Origin of the sequence: Streptomyces musisoli (assembly GCF_016741855.1) — a bacterium.
Lineage (GTDB): Bacteria > Actinomycetota > Actinomycetes > Streptomycetales > Streptomycetaceae > Streptomyces > Streptomyces musisoli.
In genome coordinates, this window is sequence record NZ_JAERRH010000023.1 from 20,471 (window position 1) to 40,702 (window position 20,232).

A 20,232-nucleotide genomic window follows, 5' to 3' on the forward strand; every position below is an offset into this window, starting at 1 on the left:
TCCGTGGAACGCCGAGAGCGAGCTGCTGACCTGGTCGTCCTCCCCGCCGACGTGGGGGTGCTTCGTAGCCTTCGGCGTCCTCGGGGCCGAGTGCGAAGTTCTCCCCGGCGACGCGGGGGTGTTCCGGCGGTCCAGCCGGCCAGGTAGGCGAGCTCGGCGTCCTCCCCGCCGACGCGGGGGTGCTCCGTCATCGTGGGCGGCCATCCGTGTCTTCTCTTCGTCCTCCCCGCCGACGCGGGGGTGCTCCGTCATCGTGGGCGGCCATCCGTGCCTTCTCTTCGTCCTCCCCGCCGACGCGGGGGTATTCCGTAGAGCGTCCGCAGCCCGGCGGACGCGGGTCGGTCCTCCCCGCCGACGCCGGGGTGTTCCGCTAGCCACCTCCGGGATCGGTGAGCTCGGCGTCCTCCCCGCCGACGCGGGGGTGTTCCGATCCCCCGCCGCAAGAAGAGGCTGACCCTCACGTCCTCCCCGCCGACGCGGGGGTGCTCCGTGGCACGTCGACATGGCCGGGTCGCTGGCGTCCTCCCCGCCGACGCGGTGCTGGTGCCGGCGGTCGTCACCGATCCGCTGCCGCCGCAGGGCCTTACCTGACGGCAGATGGCCGCCTGGTGGAAGAAGAACCACCAGCCGGACACCGATGAGATGACCGCCGCGAGCGGTCTGTATCGGCGTCTGTACCGGTCGCTGGACTCCGTGCCCGAGCAGCTGGTGATGCGCACGTACTGCGCCCGCTACGCCGAGGACGGCGGCTTCGACCTGCCCGCGCTGATCCCCCAGGTCTACCTCCACTACAACCCCTACACCCGCCGCAGTGGCAAGCAGTCCGGCGCGCTGCCCCGCCAGCGCATGGACTTTCTGCTCCTGGCCCCGGACCGCTCCCGCATCGTCATCGAGGTCGACGGCGTCCAGCACTACGGCCGCCCCAACCCGCCCAACGACACGGGGCGGATCACGCACACCGCCGTGCCGCGGCTGTACGCGGAGATGGTCGCCGAGGACCGGCGGCTGCGGCTGGCCGGATACGAGATCTACCGCTTCGGCGGCTGGGAACTCACCCAGCCCCACGCCAAACAGCTGGTGCAAGACTTCTTCACCGAACTCCTCGCCCGGCACCAGAAACCGGCCTTGTAGATCGGTATCGTCTCGCTGTGGATGTCAGGGCACCAGGCGCGGCAGGCAATCGAGGGTGTGGCGGACTGCGGTGCGGGCTGCGGCGGTGGGAAGCGAGTGTGCGCGCCCGGTACAACCGACGGACGACACCTGCCGCGCACTGGCACGGGCGGGGATGTGCGCGGCGCTGCCCGGCGGCGCGCCGCGCACATCCCGTGGGGGCCGGTTTGCGAGGTGTCCGCACCTGTCCCCGGCAGAGGGCAGGTCTGCAGGCCGGCACACGGGGGTAGCGGCGCCGCAGCCCGACTTCCAGGGATGTATCCGGCAACTCGGCAGAAACGCTGGGTTATGTGAGGGATACTCGTGCACGAGCCCCCCGCTCTCAGCGGGCGCCTCGCAACGGATATTGCTGGCACAGGAGTTGAGACATGCCGGAATTCCGGATCGGTCATCGCCGGTACCCCACGAAGCAGGCGGCCGGGGACGCCGTCCGTGCGGTGCTCTACGGGTACGAGGTGGGAAGCACGGTGGACCGGCCGGCAGATCACCTGCTCCTGCTGGACCTTCTCGACCTGCACGAAGAAGCCCCGGACAAGATCGGTTCGGGTGTGGACTCCTTCGTCATCGCCCCGCCCTTGCGTGGCCCCCATCCGGGCTTCGCGGTCGTCCGCACGGACGGCACCCGCATCGACTTCTCCTACCTGGCGTGCCTGAAGCCGCCCACCTACCGCCAACAGGTCTCCAGCGCGATGCGCGCCGAGGTCGAGGACCAGGTGAGCGCCTACTTCACCGCCCGGGTGGCGGCGGGCTCCCTCGTGTCGGACCAGTCCGGCGCACCGCTCGACTACGGCGACACCCACGTCAGCTACTTCCGCGGACCGACCTTCGCCGAGATCGCCGCCACCTTCGCCGCGGCGGTCGGCGGCTGGGACGCGATCGAGCTGAACTCCTCCGCAGACCAGGGCATCGGCACGTTCACCGACCGCGCCCTCGCCGAGCGGTGGCGCAGCCACCACGCTGAACACGCCGTGCTCGGCCTGCTGTCGTCGCAGGAGAACTTGCGCCGGCCGCGCGCATGACGGCCGCACACGTCCCGCCGTCCGGCCGCGCCGGACCGGGCATCGCACCTGTCTACGCGTCCCTGGAGAGGCAGAGGTTCGTGATCCGGGCCCGCGGCGACATCACTCCAGCCAGCTGACGGGCTTCCTGCTCATCACGCACCACGAGGTGCTGGAACTCCAGCTGCGGGGAGAGGCAGACGAGTTCGGGGCACGGACGCACGATCCCGTACAGGGCGCGCAGCCGCCCCGTCGTGAAGAGCGGGATGCCGTATGCGAAGCTCTCGGACACCTGCGGCCTCTCGGGGATCTCCACCCGTACCTCTTCGTCGGCCCAGGCCCGTTCGACGACCGCAGCGAACAGCTCGGCACGCTGCCGTGGTGGCACGTCCTGCCACCACGCCCGTGCCACCTCCACCGCCCGACCGGCCAGCTCCTGTAGCTTCGCGGCCTCCTGCTCGCGCTGCCGCCGCCATGCCTGCTCCAAGCGCCGCTGCTCCTGTGCCTGGGCGCGGAGGATCTCTTCGTCTTCGGGAGTCGGCACGAGCTGACTCTGTCGGCGCCGCTTCAGTTGCTGCATGCGCTGGAATTCTTGCTGCTGGCGTGCGGCGCGGCGGTCCGCGGCCTCCCGGCGGGCTCTGTCGGCTCGTTCGGCCTGCTCCTGGCGTCTGCGGTCGTGCTCGCTTTGCGCGCGCTCGGACTGGGCGGAGGTCCACCACAGGTGACGCTGCACGTAGTGGCCGCCGGAGCCCCGTGGTGCGGACGTGTAGTGCGGCAGGCTGGCGACGGAGGTGACGCTGCCGGACAGCACCCATCTCACGAACCGCCCCAGGTCCTGCGGTTTGAACACCCAGGTCCCGGCGGCGGCGTCGAATCCTCCCAGGCCGTCGACCACCCTCCAGCACTGCCCGTGCTGGTCGGGGGCGCTGACCTGTACGGCCGGGACCACGTCGATCCACGGAGGTGCCTGGGGACCCGGGGACACCCAGCACACCCCGATGCCCTCGGCTGCGTAGCGGGCGGTGCGGGCCAAGATGTCCCGGTCGGTGATCGGTGAGAGTTGCGCTTCCCAGGCGATGCGCCTGCTGCCGTCGGGGGAGGATGCCATCACGTCCGCGCGCCATGCGCCGTCACCTCCCGCTACCTCGAGGGCGGCGTTCCATCCGGCAGCGCAGACTGCCGAGGCCAGCTCGAGCTTGAGCATGTGGTGTTCCCACGATTCGCCGCCCAGTTCGCAGGTGCCGTCGCGGCCCGGGTCGTGGCAGAAGAACCGCACACCCTGGGGGGAGTGCTTGGCATGCACGGCCCACCCGCACCCGGGGCAGGCCAGGGGAACCCGGGGCCGCACCTTGTAGACCTGGGCCCAGCTCATCGCGCAGCCGAGATCATGCTGGGTGGCATCCAGTCGGCCGGCATCTGGGTGCAGCGCGGTGAACGGCACGGCTCGCAACAGCAGATAGCACGCGCCGCTGACACACCGCCCTGGACTGCAGGTATCCGATGCCTCCCGAAGCCGTCGAGCGCCTGAACCGTGCCAGTGTCGGACGCACCACAGCGGCAGCGGCCGCCGTGCCCTCGGAGGCGAGGACCCTACGGGCACGCGGGCCGGCTCGCGGATCAGCCGTGCGGGGCCGCTACGAGTCGGCTCCAGCACTTCCACCACAGGCCTTGGACCCAACTCCGATCAGACACACGCCGAGTCGTAGCACGGCGGGAGCACACCGCCCAGAGACCAGGACAAGGAGCCGGGGGATCCCGAGCCCGTGCATGCGCGATCCGGGTCAACCCTTTCCCCACCTGGCATCCGCCCGTACACGGACGGCCTGGGTGGCTGAACCCACGTGGGCTCCCCCCCTTTCATCCCGCTGCTCTCGCTAGGTTTTCCACGACAGCGGATCGCACTGCTCAGGGGACTACCGTGGACATCGCCGAGGCCCAGAGGCTCGCATGGGAGAACAAACTCAGCAAGGGTTTCAACATCACTGATGTGCCGCTGGAGTTCGGGCTCCTGACGGCGGAAGTCGGCGAAGCCTTCACAGCCTGGCGTAAGCAGCTCCCCGACCGGGGCGAAGAGCTGGCCGACGTGTTCCTCTACCTGGTGGGGCTTGCCCAGATGCAGGGCGTGGACCTGGATGAGGAAGTCACGCGCAAGATCGAGAAGAATGCGCGTCGTACCTACGTCCCGGGGGCCGACGGCACCCTCCTGCGGACCGGGGAGGAATAGGCCGGGCGGTTCCCTGGCCGGTCGCGCCGGTTCGGCAGAGGGGGTCAGACGGTGCCCGATGCGCCGCTGCAGACTGGCCCCGCTGTCTGCGCACCGCATCCCGGCCATCAGGAACCGAGCTCTGGTCGGGCCGGCATGTCAGCGCACCGGGTGGTGAGCAGCAGCGGCGCTGGTGGCCATGGGCGGTGTGCGCCGCACTGCATGCCTGTGCCCGCGGTGCAGGTATCTGCCCTGGCTGCGCAGGTGGGCACGGGATCATGATGGGGCACTGGCCCGGGTGGGGGACATGCCGGTGGGGCGTGGGATGAGGAGACAGGTGGGAGCAGGGTGAGCGGGGTCGCCGGTGGCGACCGTGAGGTGCAGGTGCACCACGGCGGTGCGGCCGGCGCCTGGTCGCTTACGGGCACCGCAGCCGTCGGCGGTGCCGCCCGGGGTGCGGTACGGCAATGAGCCGCCCACCTGGCAGCCGGCGGTGGTGACCGGTTCTCGGAGAAGCTGACGGACGCGGTGCAGCCTTGGATGGTCGGCGGCGTATGGCCGGCCGGGACTGTCGATCTGCGCGCGTCCGGGCCGGACGGTGAGCGCGTAAGGGAAGTTCGCAGCGAGACAGCTGCGATCCGCGTACAACCCTGACCTGCCTGCCGGGGTCTGAGATTACGACCTTCATGATCCGCACGGTTTTCGGTGGCCACAAGCTACCCGAGACCGGCCATCTTCGATACGGACTCGAATGCGTACACATGCCGCAGCGATTGCTGCAACAGCGACTGCCGCCTTGCTGACCCCCCTCTTCGCAGCCCCCGCCCACGCGGAACCCGGACCGGTCATCACCAAGGTCGTGGTCAACAAGGGCAAGAACATTGTGGTCGGCCCCACCACGGTCACCAAGTTCAGCGCCCAGATCACCGCCACCTACACCGCCGGGATATCGGTGGCCGACGTCAACCTGTGGCATGGCAGCACCTACGCCAGTCGCGACCGGGCCCTGTCCTACGACGCTCCGCGGTGCACCACCAGCGGCACCTCCACCACCTGCACCATGAACTTCCAGGTGGAGGCCGACACCCGCGACATGAGCAACGTGGTCTCCAACACACAGGCCGGAACCTGGCACATCGCCGCCTGGGCCAACGGCAAGGACCGCACGCAGACCGCCGTCTACGACTACGCCGTCACCAAGGTGCAGCGCGCCTCCAAGCTCAGCGTGAACGCCTCCCCCGAGCCCGTGCGAAGGGGCCGGACAATCACCGTCACCGGGGCTCTGACGCGGGCGAACTGGAATACGCGCAAATGGGCCGGCTACAGCGGCCAGAAGGTGAAACTGCAATACCGACCCAAGAACACCAGTGCCTACACCACCGTCAAGACGATCACAACCAACAGCACCGGCAACCTGAACACCACCGTCAACGCCACCGCCGACGGCTACTACCGCTACGTCTTCGCCGGAACCTCCACCACCCCCGCAGCCACCGCCGCCGGTGACTACGTCGACGTCATCTGACCCCGTTCCTCCCTGGCAGGGCCGCTCGCACTGCCCATGACCGCCCCGGGGGCCGTCGTGCGGGTGCACCGACAGCCGCGGTTCGGGCGTTTCCCTTTTCGCCGACGGTGTCACCGGCTCTGGCGGTGTGGGCCGCATCGCTTGGTAGGGCTGGGCCTGCTGGAGCAGACCGGACATCAGCTGGCCACGCCGACCGCGCGGGCCCGGTTCGTGCGGATCATCACCGAGCTGGGCAACGGCAAGGCCCTGACGGTGCGCGGGCCGGCCGAGCTGCTGGACGTCGTGCGGGACGTGATGGAACCGGACACCGTGTTCGCCGCCAGCGGCCTCGTCCGCGCACTCGGGCCCGCGCAGACACAGATGACCGTCGACGCGGTCGTGGGCCACGTCGAGGCCCTCAGCACCGCGCTGAGCCGCACCCTGGACGGGAAGGTCGACACCGTGATGCTGGAGCGGGCCAGGGCCGTCCACCGTGCTTCCATGACCGACTACCTCGCCGATCGCGGGACCCTCGCTGCCGAGGCTGGGCAGTTGGCCGGCCTCTTCCGCGAACCAAGTCTCCAGGAGCAGTTCGACCAGGCCGGGCGACAGCTCCTGCTCGTCCTCGGCATCCACCTGATCCACCAGCGCGCCAAGACCCGAACCTGAGTACCGGATGGGTCCTTCGGCGGCCTCGGGCGATGGGCATAATTGGATCTCGGCAGCGAGGGGGCCGCTCTCCGCTTGGCTCGAGCAGTCAGACCCGGCCCCGCCCATGGCACCGCTTAGGGGTCTAGGTCGTTGCCGCGGCCTGGCGCCGCTTGGCCCGTTCGACTTGGCGCAGCAGCAGGTCGGCGAACTGGATGATCTCTGCTGCCTCGATCGGGTCGTCGAAGTCGACAGTGCGGTGGCTGGCAGGGTTCTTGTAGGCGCCCATGGCGCCGGCGAACAGGTTTGCGGTGGCCGTCTGTTCGCCGCCTTCGGCTTCTGCATCGGCGAGGGCGCCGCCGGCCTTGCCGTTCTCGTGCGGCCGGAACGCCTCCCGCATCAGCCTCACTCCGACCAGGGAGTTGTCGAGCCCGGACTCATCAGCGCTTTGGCGTCGCGGTTGCTCCCGCTGATCGCTGCGGAGCGGAACGAGCCGTTCGCACGAGAACGCTGGGATCGCTGGCGGCGGGAGCCTCTGCCGGACTTCCGGGAGCCGCTGGCGGCAGCCGTAGTGCGCCGCTACGCGGCGGGCGGCGGCGCTTCGCGCCGCCAGGGGGAGCGGCCCGCGGACTGACCGGCGCGTCGCGCCGGTGGGTCCCGCTCCACGGGACATGTCGCAGTCCGCCGCTTCGCGGCAGTGGTCGGCGCTTCGCGCCTCCAACGGCCACTTCTCCTGGAGAGACCACCAACATCCAGCAAGATCACCAGCCTCCTACCCGTCGAAGGGTGCCAAACAGGCTCCAGGAACGGGAAGGCGCCGACTCGCGTACGGTCTGCCGAGCCGCGGGCAAACCGGCTGGACGCGAAGAGAAAAGTAAGGCAGGATTAGTGAAGCTGAGAGGGTGATGCTCTCTGCCTCGCACCGTGTAACCCGCGGAAGGGTGGGGCGGACGGCCAGCCCAATAGGAGTAGTACTGGCCGTCCTATGCCCCCTGGCCCCAGGCCCTTCAACAAGCCCACATCCAGGAAGGCACCTGTACACGATGGTAAACGACGCAGAGCTCGACACGTCCCCAGCCTTCGACGACCTCATGACCTCCCAAGCCGGCGGCTCGGCCCGAGCCGACTCAGCCGTGTCCCACCGCATACAGGACGGCCGTGCTCCGCGGCACCGGAGGCACCTGGTTCATCCTGCTCGCCGATGAGTAGGGCACGGTGGTCCGAAGGACTGGGCAACACGATCAAAGACAGCGACATTGCGATGGTCACAAGGCTGACCGAGTCCGGCCTGGTGCTCCTGCCGCAGCCAAACAAGGACCGTCGCGAGGAGGGAGCCGAAGATGACGCGTGAGGCCCTGCCGCGGGATCCACAAATCACGGAGGACACCCCCATGGCCACGCTGGACGGACGTCCCGTACTGACTCGCAAGCAGCTTGCCGGCACGTACGAGCTCAGTCTCACCCACCTGGAGAGGCTGTACCGGGAGCGCGAGGCCAACGGCCACCCCGAGGCCGCAGGCACGATCAACCGCGCGCTGGTCTGGTACGCCGCTGACTGGCACCAGTGGTACCAGCGCCATACCGATGTCTCTGGGCTGGAGAGCCGGGCTGACTTGCACGACCGCACGGGCCTGGGCCTGAGCACCCTCCAACTGCTTTGGCGGGACAGGAAATCCAACGGGCACCCCGAGCCGGAGAAGACCATCGGAAACACCATGTACTGGAACCCGAAGACCTGGGACACCTGGTACGAGGGCTACAAGGCAGATCAGCAGTGGCGCACGAACGTCGACCTCAGCGGAAACGCTGAGGACCTGATCTCGCTGTCCGAGGCCGCCCGGGTCTTGGGCATGGAACCGACCAGCATCACCAAATACCCAGTGAGGCCGCCGAAGTACTGGCCGGCACCAGCCGAGGAAACGACGACGGACAAGGGCTTCGTCAAGCGAAAGTACCGGCGCGGCGACATCTGGACGTACGCCGAGCGCCGAGAGCGTGGAGGCGGCCGCCCAGCCGGAACGACCAAGACGGATCGCCGCTACCCGTACGACGGCGATCCCCGCCTGGACCAGGCCCGCGCCGTGGTCAAGGCAAACCCCGAAACTCCTGCAGCCCAACTCGCCGGCCAGTTGGCCCACGAGCACGGCGGCACCGCTGGCACCTGGTCCCACATCGTCCGCAGCGCGCGACAGCACCCCGAGGACTGACCCGCTGCGATCAGCAGAGGGGGTGCTTACGGCGTAAGCACCCCCTCTGCTTCTGTATCGGCCCTACTCTCCCGAAGCTACGGCGAAGTGACAAGTAACTCTTGGTAATCAGAGTGACGCTCGGTCAGGGATAGCGGGGCGGGGTCCGGGCACTTCACCGGCCTGGAGGGCGGCGAAGTCGGCGTGAGCCTGTTCGACGGCTTCCGGGTACGCCTCTCGCTTGGCGTGCTCGGCGAGTGCCCGGTAGATGCTGGCGACGGAGGGGCTTTGGCCCTTGCGCTTGCCGGTGGGGATGATCAGGTCGGACTGGATCTGCTCGACGGACTCGCCGCCCGCCCGGCGGCGGAGCACGGTATGCAGCATGTCGTCGGTGATGACGGGCGGCCGGCCGCCGTGCTTGCCTTTTCGCGCCGCGGTGTCGAGCCCTTCGAGCGTGGACTCACGGATGTTCTCCCGCTCGGTCTCCGCCATCGCGGCGAAGAACGCGAACAGTAGCTTCCCCGGGCCGGTGGGGTCGTAGATGCCGGGCAGGGGCCCGGCGAGCATCTCCAGGACCAGGCCGTGGGCGGTGAGGTGGTCGGCCAGAGCGGTGAGTTCGGCGGCATCGCGGCCGAGCCGCTTCATCTCGTACACGGTGAAGATGACCCGGCAGTGCGGGGCGTGCGCCTTGACCTCCCGCGCCGTCCTCAGTGCCTCCTCGAACTTCGGCCGGACCCGGACCCGGGTGCTGATCTTCTCGCTGAAGATCTTGTCTCTCGGGATGCCGTGCCCGGCGAGTGCGTCGAGCTGGGAGTCGAGTTCCTGGCCGAGGGTCGAGCAGCGGGCGTAGCCGATGCGGATGTCCGCGCTCGGCAGGTCCGGGTCGATCGGCGCCGGCGGCGGGGTGCCTGGCCGCCAGGGCCGGGCTGGGCCGCGGTCGGCCGGGGTGGGCACTCGCAGCGCTTTCTTCAGCCGGGGCACCATGGTGAAGCGGCGGGTGTGGTAGGCGGAGGCGACCGCGCCGCCGCGCGAGCGGCAGGGTGAGCCGGGCTGGGCGTCACACTTCGGACAGGCGTGCTGTTCGACGTCGTCGGCGTCCGACCGGTCGGCCGGGGAAGGGTGCTGAAGGTCCGTCATGGGCCCGGATTTTCGCACAATGCAAGTCTCAGAAGGGTGTCTGTCCCGCTTCTGAGTGAGAACGGGTTCTGCGAGCGGATCCAGGGCCGGCTGGGGCTCGGCGGCCGATTGTTGATCTTGCTCGCGCAAAGGAAAGGCCGCGACCAGCTTCTCCGACACGTCCGCGAACAGCTCCGGCGGAAGCTGGAGCCCGCGCACCCGCTGGAGCTTGTTCACCTCCGCCAGCAGGCTGTCCAGCCCCAACGCGCCCGGGTCCGCCTTCAGCTCGGTGAAGAACGTGCCCCCGCCGCCCGCGCTCTCCTCGTCCGCGCCGGCATCCTCGGCAATCAGGTCGTCCAGCCGGGACCGGGTCGCCGCCGACAGCCGGCCCACAGTGGCCGCGCAGAACCGCTCCTCGAAGGTGCTGACCCCCTTGCCCACCAGCCGGGCGATCTGTCCTGGCGCCGGCGGCTCCAGCCGGTCCTTGCGGCAGCGGACCACCACCGCCTCCGCCAGCCGGTCCCGGTTCAGCTCCACCCCGCACAGCTCGACCGCCAGCCACTCAGCGAGCTGGGCCTGGTCCTCCTCGGAGCACTCACGGAAGCCGAACGCGCCCCGGATCTCCATCCGGTGCCGCTTGATCGCCCGCCCCGACCAGTCGTACGCGGCCCATTCCTCCGCCGCCACCTGCACCTGCTGAGATACGTATGACACCGCCGGCACCGGGATTTCCCCGGTGTCCTCCGGGAACCGGGCCTCCACCTCGAAGAACTTCAGCAACAGCGCAAACCCCAACCGGTTCGCCCCCGACTTGTTCCGCAGCCGCTCCTGGTCCTCCTCCAGTAGCGTCCAGACCTCGATCAGGTCCTCCGGCTCCCACTCCTGCCGCACCCAGCGCTCCCTCCGGTCGCCATGACCGGACCAACCTCGCCGAGCACGGCCCCCAATGAGCCCAGAAGATCAAAAACCCTGACAAGCACACCCCAGATCAGCTACAGAGAGCTACTTGTCACTTCGCCGTAGCTTCGGGAGAACAGGGCCGTCACCGGCCGCACCGCCCACGGGCTGCAGCTGGACCGCAAGGTCGCCTCCCGCGCCCGGTACGTGCTCAAGGCCAAGGTGAAGGAGATGGAGAAGACCGAGGAGACCCGCGGCCGGGGCCCGGCCCCCGCCCTGCTCGTGCCCCAGCTGCGCGCCGCCGTCCAGGCCGCCCCCAAGAACCGGCTGGGCATCCGCAACCGGGCCATCGTGCTGCTGCACTTCGCCCTCACCGCCCGCGAGCACCAGGTCGCCTACCTCCGGCTGCGCCACATCGTGGAGGTCGAGCACGGCCTGGAGGTCGACATCCGGGTCTCCAAGATCAAGCCCCGCAAGGTCAAGGTGCCCTACGGGTCCAGGCCCTCGACCTGCCCCGTGCGCGCGTGGCGCACCTGGAAGGCCGCCGCCAACCTCACCGACCCCGACGACTTCGCCTTCAAGCCGCTGCACAACCGCTGGCACACCCCGCTGGCCGGCGGACTCGACCCCGAGACCATCGGCACCATCACCACCGAGCTGGCTGCCCGCGCCGAGCTGCTGCAGCGCTACACCGGCCACTCCCCCCGCCGCGGCGCCGCCGAGGAGTCCCGCCGCGCCGGCAACGACCGCAAGGTCATCGCCAAGCAGGGCGGATGGGTGGAGAACTCCGCCGCCATGGAGGGCTACTTCGAGGCCGGCGAGGGCTGGGAGGAGAACGCCATGATCGGCGTGCTGTGAGGCGAGGGGGCTCCGTCATGCGCCGCCACCGCGCTCTGCACGGGGTGCTGTGACCTGGGCCACAGGAGCACGCTTATGTCATTTCCCTACCCCATCGAGGGGGTGTGTGATCGGCATCACAGCGCCCGAACAGGCCGTTTCCGGTTTCGGCAGCGACGGGCTTCGAGGGTGACCGCTGTCCGATCTGGCGTTTTCGGAGGAGGCGATGTCACGTCAGCCTGCCGGGTCGTCCGGGATCCGACAGAGCCTCCCGCTACAGTTAACACGCCTGCTCTGACGCGTAATTGAGAACCATGGCCTGACCAGGCAGAGAAAAGCGGGTCAGGCGAAACGCGAAGGTTGCACGCCAGCGGCAGCGGTGTCCGGTGGCTTGACATGTGCATGATCGTGCACGGGTCCGTGGATAACGGGCCTGGCCCCCTGCAGGGCCGTGGCCAGCGTCGTCGGCGCCGACGACGCCCGTCGCCGGGAGGCAATTGACTCAGTTGCCCGAGCCGTCGCGGCCCAGCTCTGAGGCAACCAACGACCTTGACCCGGTCACCCCGCGATCAGCCGTATACGGCCCCCGGGCGCGGTCGTCGACGGCCCGTCTACAGACGTATACGCCCCGTCGATTCGACGCTGCGACCGGGGCCACCGTCATGGGCGCCCGTCCACCAGAACCCCGACCAGCCCCAGGTCATCCAGGGTCTACGTCGCGTGCACCGCTGTATACGCCACATCTACCGGGCACCACGGGCGGCCCGTCACCCTGGCCCAGGAGCGAGGGGCTCACCGCCGGTCAAGTTGCCTCGCTTGACCGGCTCAACCACGCAGTTGACCGGCAACCGTGGATCACGGGCCAGGCAACCCGCGCACTTGACCGGCGACCGCAGCATGCACAGCCGGCGTGCCCGACGACGGGGCGTCGTCGGCGCCGACGACGCTGGCCACGGTCCCGGCGGGGGCCAGGCCCATTACCCGGCTCGGACAAGCCGTCGGCGCCGACGACGCTGACAACATTGCACTGAAAAGAGAACCACCCAAACTGGGATTTCGAAAACCGAGGAACCTAAACGGCATCCGACCAAATCGAATTGGCGGCGGAGTCGCGAAATCCGGGGCGGGCCAAATGGAAGGCGACCGCGAAATGGTGGACCCGGAATCATAATTTAGACCGGCCGACGAAATTTGCATCATCCGTGGTACTCTGTGCCAAGCACGGCCTAGGCCGTTGCACCAACGTCCACATGAGTGAGCCCCACGCCTGCCGACAGCAAGAACGTGGGGCTCGTACCTCAACGGTGTCGGACGACCGATGGGCCCACCCTTCGCGAGAGGGTCGGGCCCATCAACTTCTTTAGCCGCAGGTCACCAGTCCTTCCGGCCGTAGTAGACGGCCTGGAGGACGGCCCCCACGAACCGGACCACATCCGTGGCCCGACGAAGAAGCTTCGCCCACACCGGCCCCTCGTCCCCTGGGGACGTCGTTCCGGTGATCACACCTCACCTCCTCTCACTGGGTAGCCCAGCTGGAGGCCACCCAGGCAGCCGAGGAGGTATTGCCAGAACAATACCACCTAAGACAGTGGCCACGATGGCCACGAGCCCCTTTAGTGCGGGGAAATGATGGACGTCGGACGCGAAAAACCGCAAGGCTCCGTATCTACCCTGGAAGCCGCCCCCGGATATGTAGCTACACGCTCTTGGAAACCCGCAGGCCAGAAGCCTCAGCATCCAAAATCGAGCAGTACGGGACGTGCTCTAGACGTTCCACGCGGAACAGCACGTCGCCCTCGCCTACGTCGGATCCAGCACCCTCCACCCCGCCCTTGGTCGGAGGCCGGCGCGGGCAGGACCCCCGACGGGGGGCCGCAGTGGTTCAGTTGGGCGTCCCGGTCGACCGGTACGGTAGGGGCATCTCGCCACCCCGACCCGCCGCCCGGGAGGTAGGGAACGCGCTGCGATACGCGACCCGCAGACCCGGATGCGGCCACCAGTACGCCCGGGTCACCATCGCGGTCGAGCCGTCGAGATCCACCAGCACCTGATAGGCGACCCGGCCGTCTGCCCAGTCGGGATGCCGGTAAGAACACTGTCACCAGCCGCAAACGGCGGGCCTTACGTGCGGCGACAAGCAGCGGGGTCGCGTTCCACGACGTGCTGGGCCGACCGCGTCGACTCCAGGACGGGCGTACCGCTTCAGCGGAAAGAGGCGTGGTGGGAGCGGGCCAGCAACATCGGACGTACCGTCCTCGGCATTCGGGTGTGAGCAGATGGGTAGGCTGCTCCTGGCAGATAGCGCCTGCCCGCTCCGAGTCATGGTGGCCCACGTCCGCCGTGGCGGCGAAGACAAGGTTCTCCGAATCGCGCCCAGCACTTCCGCCAGGTCATCAGACATCCGTGCGGGGAACGTGGGCAGCCCTGCGAGGAGCACCCGATGACCCAGAACCACCGTCAGAAGTTGTGGATTCGCGCTTACCAGGCCGCCACCGGTACGACGTACTTGAACGCTCGCCGCCGCCAGCTCAACTGGCCGACCCTGGCCGAAGTGATGGAGGAGCACGAGAGGCTCGGCAACTTCGGCATCGGCATCTTCAGCTCCCCTCGCCTGGCTGCCGAGCAGCGGCGCGCCGAACTCGCCGTCGAACGCGAGAACCTGCGGCGCAATGAGGACCTGGCCATGGAGACGGCCCTGTGGCTGCGCGACAACATCATGCCGATCAAGACGCCCACCGCCGGCAGCTACGGTGTGAAGCACTTGATCGAGCGGGCAACTGGTGACTACCTGCCCAACGGAGTGCTCATCGCCTCCGCGTTCATCGTCGGGTACCCCTTCAGGTACGACCAGCCGAACGTGCGGTTGGGCATGAGCCGGCGGGACCTGAACAAGCTGAGGTGAGCTGGGCGCCGCCCTGCAGACCGGGCCCTCGGTCGTGTGCCGAGGGCCGGTCGTTCTCGGCTCCAAAGGGGTAGGGGTCACGGTCATCGATCGTCTTCTCGGGGCTTCACCCCGAGCAGCTGCACGCCCCTGGACTCACCCACATGGGTGACACCCCGACAAGATCATCTCTGATTGCGGCTGGTGACAGCGCTCTTACCGCCACCCCGACGGGGGGCCGCAGTGGTTCAGTTGGGCGTCCCGGTCGACCGGTACGGTAGGGGCATCTCGCCACCCCGACCCGCCGCCCGGGAGGCAGGGAACGCGCTGCGATACGCGACCCGCAGACCCGGATGCGGCCACCAGTACGCCCGGGTCACCATCGCGGTCGAGCCGTCGAGATCCACCAGCACCTGATAGGTGACCCGGCCGTCCGTCCAGTCCTGCCGGGCCCGGACCGTGGCCCACCGCCACCGGCCCCGCGACCTCAGCCACAGCACCGGCGGATCCGCCAGCGGCCAGGTCCACACGATCGGGGCCGGCCCATCCTCTGAGCGCCACGGCCGCGCCTCGACCGGCTCCGGAAATTCATCGTTCACATGTTCTATTTCAGGCCGGTGTCGCGTGGCTTCTTCTTGGGCTGGCTCTGCTGACGCCGCAGCTCACGGATGCGGTCCTGCTCCGCGAACAGCCTGCGGTTCTCCTCCTTGAGCGAGAGCCGCTTCGGGTTGGCCGCCCGCTCCTTCTGCTTGGCCGCCCGGCGCTCCGCTACGAGCGCCTGGGCCTTCCTCTCGCACTCCGAATGCACCGGCTTGCCCCGGGCAGGTCCCTGCTCCCGGCTCACCCACACCTTGCCCTCGATCGGTCCGCCGCACATCGCGCACACGGCCGGGCCCCGCCGCCGCGGCGCCAGCGCCGTCTTTCGTGCCGCCTTCGCCGCCCGGGTCTCCACCGAGCCGTCGGCCCGGGTCACCGTCACCGGAGACGCCGGCGACACGGTGTAGGAGCGCAGGTCGTCCGGAGTCGCCCGGTGCTGCTGCCCCTTCCTGCCCCCACGCACGGGGATCTTGCTGGTCATGAGCGGCAGCGTACGGCAGACCCGGTCACCGGTGGATCTGCGCACACGGGGCACCATCCGCCCGGTTGAACTCGATGCACAACCACGCCCCGTTCGGGAAGTGCCGGCCGTTGAGCTTCCAGTCCACGTCCGAGAACTTCTGAATTCCGATGAGGGTACGGCCGCCTACTGGCTGCGATCCCACGGGATCGGGTACGACACCGTCGGCGTCGGCCGCGGGGCAGGCTTCTCCCAGCCGGGGAAGTGCACCGGGTACACGCCGGTCTGCTGCGGCCGGGGTAACCGCTCCCCCGACCCGGCGGCGCCGGCCGACCCGCCGCTGCTGCCGAAGCCGACCACGGCCAGGGCGATCACGGCGAAGATGGTCAGCTCCCGCCGCGCCCCCGGGTACCACCGCGAATGCGCCCGCACCTTCGTGCCGTCCGCCCGCTCGTACTCCCGTACCTGCACCACGTCGTTCATCCCCTCCCCTGGGCAACGCGCCGCACCGGCGCAACGGACCATGAAAGCAGCCACCACTGACAACGGCCCGGGACTCCTATCTCTGACCCACGCCGCAAGGTGGAGCCGGGCTCTCGCTGATCGGAACATCCGCGGATCCGGCCACCAATCACGGCAGCCTGCTGCGCCCCTACGGCGGCGTGTTGCCTCACGCGCCCGCCTCCCGGTCATGGCTGCTGGCCTGCTCGGGTGGTCGGCGTCGGGAACGGCGAGTCGGCGACGTTTGTGGCGGGCGACCCCACCGACTGTTTCCTCCGAGACAGGCAGAAGGCGCTGGATCAGCTGGGAGGATGCGCAGTGGGCTCTGTACGGTTCGGGCGGATCGCCGCGTACGGCCTGGCTACGGTGTCGGGCGTACTTCTGGTCGTGGCCGTACTTTCCTGGGGCCGGCTGGTCGACCTGGCCACTCGCATCCCGCTGGTCCCGCTTGTCCTGGTCATCGCTTCCGCAGCCTGTGCACTGGCGGCGGGCGAGCTGTACCGACGTACGCGGCCGCGGGGGCGGCGACGCTTCGCCCCGCCTATCCGCTGGTGGTGGGTCCTGCTGGCGTCCGCCGCTGTACTGGCTGCGGTGTGGGTCACTACCGCCTTGCTGCTGGCCCAGGCTGCCCATATGCCGTCGGCCAACGAACGGACGAAAGAGCGGATCGAGGCGGTGCGTACCGGTCTTGCCGCGGGTGCTGGCGCGGGTGCCGCGCTCACGGTGCTGCTGGCGTTTCGTCGGCAGCTGCACCACGAAAGGGCCACCGAGGAGAGCGAACACGACGCGGACGAACGGCGGATCACAGAGCTGTACACCAAGGCTGTCGAGCAGCTCGGCAGCCCTCAAGCCCCGGTACGGCTGGGCGGGCTGTACGCGCTGGAGCGGCTCGGTCAGGCCGCTGCCGACCACCGGCAGACCATCGTGGACGTCATCTGCGCATACCTGCGCATGCCCTACACGCCGCCCGCGATCTCCCGCCACAGCAAAGGGGAGCGCAAGGGATGGCGACAGAAGGTAACCCGTTCCCGACAGGCCATCCGGGCACGCGTCCAGGGGAAGATGGACAACCAGCGACGGCAGGAACTTCAGGTACGTAAGACCGCCGAACGCATTCTCACTGCCCACCTATGTGACTCCCGCCTTACGGACCAGCGGGAGACCACCACAGCCAATGACCGGTTCTGGGAAGGCATGCGCATCGAACTCTCCCACGCCACCCTCACCACGGGGTCCTTCAATCGCTTCCACGTTGCCGAGGCAAACTTCAGCGACGCCACGTTCACCGGCGACGCCTCGTTCATCGGCGCCACGTTCACCGGCCACGCCTTGTTCAGCGGTGCCACGTTCACCCGCGACGCCGGGTTCAGCGACGCCTCGTTCACTGACCACGCCTGGTTCCGCGGCGCCACGTTCGCCGGCGACGCCTGGTTCGTCGGCGCCACGTTCACCCGCGACGCTTGGTTCAGCGACGCCATGTTCACCGGCCACGCTTGGTTCGGCGACGCCACGTTCACCGGCGACGCCGGGTTCCGCGGCGCCACGTTCACCGGCGACGCCCAGTTCGGTGACGCCACGTTCACCGGCCACGCCTGGTTCCGTGGCGCACGGGCACGCCTAACGACGTCGGAGGGCACCCCTCTGGCCTGCTCGTGGCCGCCAGGCTGGGATGTCCAACCCACCACTGACGGCTGGGGGATCTTCAGAAGGCCTGAGGCCAGCTGGCTCCCTGACCAGGCTCCGCGCTCTTTTCCGTGACCCGAGGTGAAACCCTGGAGCAGCTCGCAACATCAGGGCACTGACCAGCGAGGAGGGCTCCACCTTGCGGCCTGGGCCAGAGATAGGAGTTCCGGGCCACAACGGATGACGCTTCGATCACCCCGGAGATCACGGGGCAGGTCAGCAGACACCCCCACCGGTGCCACGATGGGCGCATGAGCACGGCAGGCCGTAACACCGTCTCGGGACACTTCTTCTTGCCTCGTTCCTCCTCATCTGGCCTCGCTGCTGCGACAGACTGCCGCCATGAACCATCAGGAAGCCCGCGAGGAACTGGCCGAGGCGGTCGCCGACATCAAGCACACGGCTCCGGGTGTCGACGGCCCCCTATGGCGGGACATCGGCACACCGGACCTGACACTGGCAGTGGAGGACCTGGTGCACTCGACCGCGCCGGACGAGCAGGAGGGCATGGCTCGGCGTGTGTCGGAGGCATTCGTCGTGCACCCCGGCCAGCTGTACGCGCACGGGATCGACAACCTCGCGTTCGGCACCGCGATTCTCTCGCTGCGGCTGGCGCTGGCCCACCTGGACAGCGCGCAGCGCCCGGAGTAGGGACCGTGTCGCCGCGCCGTCCGCCCCGGGAGCCTGTGGGATGGGACCTGTTGGGGTAGCCGGCGCCCTGGGCGAAGAACAGCGCCAGGATCAGGATGTCGTCGATGTTGGTGACGGCGGTACGTCGGTAGCGGCGGCGGCCCGGCCTGCCTCTGCCGGTATATCGGATCCCCGACTTCGGCGCCACCTTCCTGCCCGAGTCCGCCATCCCCTACCTCGGCCTGCTGCCGCTCGCCCTGGGCCTCAAAGCCGCCTGGCAGGCATGGAAGGACCACCGCGACGGCAGCGCAGACGAGGAGGAGGAAGGGCGAAGACGGGCACGTAGACGCCGATGTTGTCGCCGCCGTTGGCGAAGGTGACCGCGGCGACCTCCAGCGGGCCCGGACCGCCCTCCTTGGCCTGGGCTGGCTCTGCTTCGACCTGGACGACAAGCGCGGGGAAGTCGGCCCCGACCTCGCCACCCTGCTGCGCTGGCTGGAGGAGGCCGGGCTGACCTACGTGGTCGCCGCCTCCGGATCCGCCGGCGGACGGCACGTGTGGGTGACCGCCGAGACGCTGCTGGACGCGCACCTGGTCGAGGCCCTCGCCGTGGCCGCCGCCAAGCGTCTGCCCACGCTCGACTACGGCCTGCTCAAGTCCCGCACCGGCGCCGTCCGCCCGATCGGTGCCCCGCACCGCAACGGAGGCCGCAGCGAGCTGCTGAGCCCGGCGGACCCCCGCCGGGCCGCCGCCCTGCTCACCCCTGCCAGCTGCCGCAACCCCTCCGAGGCGTTCACCCGGCTGCTACTCATCATCGATGCACTGCCCGCCCGCGAGGACTTCCGCCCCAGGGTGGTCGGCCGCGACGAGGTCGCCGAGGTCCTCGACGACCGGCTGGGCCCCCGGCTCGCCGGCACGCCCAACACCGTGCTGGACCGCGACACCATGGCGCTGCTGACCCGGCGCCCGCCGGCCGACCAGGTCAGCGAGGTGTGCGGCTCGCTGCTGACCCGGCTGGCGCTGCGCCGCTGGACGCTCCCGATGGTCGAGCGCCTGCTGGACGACCGCCGTTACCGCGAGGGCGGGCTGCTGCACCTGTGCACCGCGCCCGGGGTCGGCACGCTCCGCGTGGCGCTGGACCAGGCCGACGTCGAGGAGAAGCTGGAGCGCCAGTGGGCCCGCTGCGTCGCCTACGCCGCCACGCTGCCGTACACCGAGGAGTCCCTGCAGCGCACCGAGACCATCGCCGAGACCGTCGCCCTGGTCGAGCAGCTGCAGCAGGCCGCCGACGCCTGCCCGCAGCGCTGGGCCACCGAGTCCGGCCCCGCCGACCGGGCCGCCCTGGACCTGTTCTGTCTGCTCGCGCTGCGCTCCGGCAGCACCGTGCTGAGCCTGGACGTCCGCCGCGCCGCCCTCGCCACCGGCCACGGCCGCTCGACCATGCACCGGGCGTTCGGCCGCCTCACCCTCGACAGCTGGCTGGGCCGGGCCACCGACGATGGCCCCGCGGGCACCTACGAGCTGCTCCCGGTCACCGCTTCGCACCCTGCATTCGCCTCCGTTGCACGGGGTGGGACACAAGGAACCCCGCCCCCCCAGGGGCGCCCCGCACCACCCTGCTCTCGCGCCTTCAAACCCGCCTCGCCGCAGGTCAGGCCGACCTGTTCGCCCACGGCCGGGCCACCCCCTCGCACTCCGGCGGGCTGGGCCACCACGCCGGTCGGGTCTACCAGCAGCTGGCCGAGCACGCCGACCGTGCCGTCAGCCTCGCCGAGGTCTGCCAGCGCACCGGCTACCGCCCCCGCACTGTTGCCAAGCACCTCGTGCGGATGCGGGACTTGCTTGAGTCCGCACAGTGCAGAGATCACATGGGCCAACCCCAGCAAGACAACAGGAAGCTCCCGTTGATCGACCCGGCGCA

At 69.4% G+C, this 20,232-nt stretch carries 17 protein-coding genes; 11 read left to right on the forward strand and 6 right to left on the reverse strand.

Features of this window, described 5'->3' with window-relative positions; translation table 11 throughout:
* The first annotated feature begins 597 nt into the window (after nucleotides 1-597).
* Both JK361_RS34915 and JK361_RS34920 read left to right on the forward strand, forming a co-directional pair.
* Nucleotides 598-1,131, forward strand: coding sequence for a PDDEXK family nuclease (locus tag JK361_RS34915; RefSeq protein ID WP_236054123.1), 534 nt, complete (start codon nucleotides 598-600; stop codon nucleotides 1,129-1,131).
* Nucleotides 1,132-1,538: 407 nt separating this feature from the next.
* Nucleotides 1,539-2,189, forward strand: a complete 651-nt coding sequence (locus JK361_RS34920; protein WP_201826110.1) for a DUF3223 domain-containing protein — start codon at nucleotides 1,539-1,541, stop codon at nucleotides 2,187-2,189.
* A gap of 52 nt (nucleotides 2,190-2,241) precedes the next feature.
* On the opposite strand, the gene JK361_RS34925 is transcribed toward JK361_RS34920, so the two are convergent.
* A complete protein-coding gene (locus tag JK361_RS34925; RefSeq protein WP_201826112.1) occupies nucleotides 2,242-3,540 on the reverse strand; it encodes a competence protein CoiA in 1,299 nt (432 codons plus the stop codon).
* 546 nt (nucleotides 3,541-4,086) lie between these two features.
* On the opposite strand from JK361_RS34925, the gene JK361_RS34930 reads away from it, so the two are divergent.
* From JK361_RS34930 to JK361_RS34940, 3 genes are all read left to right on the forward strand, one after another.
* On the forward strand, nucleotides 4,087-4,392 hold the full coding sequence (locus JK361_RS34930; RefSeq protein WP_201826114.1) for a MazG-like family protein: 306 nt from the start codon (nucleotides 4,087-4,089) through the stop codon (nucleotides 4,390-4,392).
* A gap of 775 nt (nucleotides 4,393-5,167) precedes the next feature.
* Nucleotides 5,168-5,896 carry a calcium-binding protein gene (locus tag JK361_RS34935; protein WP_236054124.1) on the forward strand — a complete coding sequence of 243 codons (729 nt, stop codon included), beginning with the start codon at nucleotides 5,168-5,170 and terminating at the stop codon, nucleotides 5,894-5,896.
* Nucleotides 5,897-6,037: 141 nt separating this feature from the next.
* Complete coding sequence (locus tag JK361_RS34940) at nucleotides 6,038-6,544, forward strand: hypothetical protein (RefSeq protein WP_201826118.1); 507 nt, start codon at nucleotides 6,038-6,040, stop codon at nucleotides 6,542-6,544.
* 124 nt (nucleotides 6,545-6,668) lie between these two features.
* Here the strand turns inward: JK361_RS34940 and JK361_RS42250 are convergent, their stop codons facing one another.
* Nucleotides 6,669-7,196, reverse strand: coding sequence for a TIGR02391 family protein (locus JK361_RS42250; RefSeq protein WP_268983251.1), 528 nt, complete (start codon nucleotides 7,194-7,196; stop codon nucleotides 6,669-6,671).
* A 718-nt stretch (nucleotides 7,197-7,914) separates the two neighbouring features.
* Here JK361_RS42250 and JK361_RS34950 point away from each other — a divergent pair.
* On the forward strand, nucleotides 7,915-8,730 hold the full coding sequence (locus JK361_RS34950; RefSeq protein WP_201826120.1) for a hypothetical protein: 816 nt from the start codon (nucleotides 7,915-7,917) through the stop codon (nucleotides 8,728-8,730).
* Between the two features lie 108 nt (nucleotides 8,731-8,838).
* On the opposite strand, the gene JK361_RS34955 is transcribed toward JK361_RS34950, so the two are convergent.
* The gene (locus JK361_RS34955; protein ID WP_201826121.1) at nucleotides 8,839-10,716 is read right to left on the reverse strand and encodes a DUF4158 domain-containing protein; all 1,878 of its coding nucleotides are present in this window, start codon (nucleotides 10,714-10,716) and stop codon (nucleotides 8,839-8,841) included.
* A gap of 237 nt (nucleotides 10,717-10,953) precedes the next feature.
* Between JK361_RS34955 and JK361_RS41685 the strand changes: the two genes are divergently transcribed.
* Complete coding sequence (locus JK361_RS41685) at nucleotides 10,954-11,580, forward strand: site-specific integrase (RefSeq protein WP_236054126.1); 627 nt, start codon at nucleotides 10,954-10,956, stop codon at nucleotides 11,578-11,580.
* A gap of 1,350 nt (nucleotides 11,581-12,930) precedes the next feature.
* Here the strand turns inward: JK361_RS41685 and JK361_RS42255 are convergent.
* Nucleotides 12,931-13,062 (reverse strand): hypothetical protein, encoded by a 132-nt coding sequence (locus tag JK361_RS42255; protein ID WP_268983245.1) that lies wholly within the window; start codon nucleotides 13,060-13,062, stop codon nucleotides 12,931-12,933.
* Between the two features lie 937 nt (nucleotides 13,063-13,999).
* Between JK361_RS42255 and JK361_RS34965 the strand changes: the two genes are divergently transcribed.
* Nucleotides 14,000-14,461: a hypothetical protein gene (locus tag JK361_RS34965; RefSeq protein WP_201826123.1), complete on the forward strand. Its 462-nt coding sequence runs from the start codon at nucleotides 14,000-14,002 to the stop codon at nucleotides 14,459-14,461.
* Nucleotides 14,462-15,044: 583 nt separating this feature from the next.
* Here JK361_RS34965 and JK361_RS34970 read toward each other — a convergent pair.
* Both JK361_RS34970 and JK361_RS34975 read right to left on the reverse strand, forming a co-directional pair.
* The gene (locus JK361_RS34970) at nucleotides 15,045-15,518 is read right to left on the reverse strand and encodes a hypothetical protein (RefSeq protein WP_201826125.1); all 474 of its coding nucleotides are present in this window, start codon (nucleotides 15,516-15,518) and stop codon (nucleotides 15,045-15,047) included.
* 165 nt (nucleotides 15,519-15,683) lie between these two features.
* Complete coding sequence (locus JK361_RS34975) at nucleotides 15,684-15,980, reverse strand: hypothetical protein (protein ID WP_201826127.1); 297 nt, start codon at nucleotides 15,978-15,980, stop codon at nucleotides 15,684-15,686.
* A 336-nt stretch (nucleotides 15,981-16,316) separates the two neighbouring features.
* Between JK361_RS34975 and JK361_RS42470 the strand changes: the two genes are divergently transcribed.
* From JK361_RS42470 to JK361_RS34990, 3 genes are all read left to right on the forward strand, one after another.
* Complete coding sequence (locus tag JK361_RS42470) at nucleotides 16,317-17,756, forward strand: pentapeptide repeat-containing protein (RefSeq protein WP_201826129.1); 1,440 nt, start codon at nucleotides 16,317-16,319, stop codon at nucleotides 17,754-17,756.
* Nucleotides 17,757-18,023: 267 nt separating this feature from the next.
* Complete coding sequence (locus tag JK361_RS34985) at nucleotides 18,024-18,332, forward strand: hypothetical protein (protein WP_201826131.1); 309 nt, start codon at nucleotides 18,024-18,026, stop codon at nucleotides 18,330-18,332.
* Nucleotides 18,333-18,872: 540 nt separating this feature from the next.
* Nucleotides 18,873-20,219 carry a hypothetical protein gene (locus JK361_RS34990; protein WP_236054127.1) on the forward strand — a complete coding sequence of 449 codons (1,347 nt, stop codon included), beginning with the start codon at nucleotides 18,873-18,875 and terminating at the stop codon, nucleotides 20,217-20,219.
* The last annotated feature ends 13 nt before the right edge of the window (nucleotides 20,220-20,232 follow it).